Annotated in this window: 1 protein-coding gene; it reads right to left on the bottom strand. The window is 74.6% G+C overall.

Annotated elements, in window-relative coordinates; genetic code table 11:
* Positions 1-94 precede the first annotated feature (94 nt).
* Positions 95-497 (bottom strand): hypothetical protein (locus G6R25_RS24580; protein ID WP_205447463.1); only part of this gene is annotated, 403 nt, incomplete at its 5' end.

Raw genomic sequence — 497 nt, forward strand, 5'->3', positions numbered from 1 at the left:
AGCCAGCGGGCGGCTCGGTGGGGCGGTGAGCGTGGGGGTGGTGTGGGTCATGGCCGGCCCTTTCGGTGGGTGTCAGCGGCTGGCGGGGGGGGGGTTAGGCGGCGGTGACGGTCGTGTTGCTCCGGGCGGCTTCGAGGCGGGTGTAGATCCGCTGCACCTGGGCGGGGGATCGGGTGGACACCCGGGCCGCGTCGCGGATGCTCAGGCCGTCCCGCCACGCCGTCTCGATCGCCGTGTGGGCGTCGGCGGTGGTGAGCTTCGCCGGCTGGGGGACACCGGGGTGTCCCTCAGGGACACCGCAGGGGACAGGGGGGTGTCCCTCGGGTCTGACCTGCGCAGATGCCTCCACGGGCACAAGCTCCGGCCGGAGGGGGGACACCGGGGTGTCCCCCAGGGACACGGCAGGGGACAGGGGGGTGTCCCCCAGGAGAGTGGAGGTGTCCCGCGGTGTCCCGGCGGTGGTGTCCGGGCCCCAGGTGGGGAGTTCCCACCGGGGT

The organism is Candidatus Frankia alpina (assembly GCF_902806485.1).
GTDB lineage: Bacteria > Actinomycetota > Actinomycetes > Frankiales > Frankiaceae > Frankia > Frankia alpina.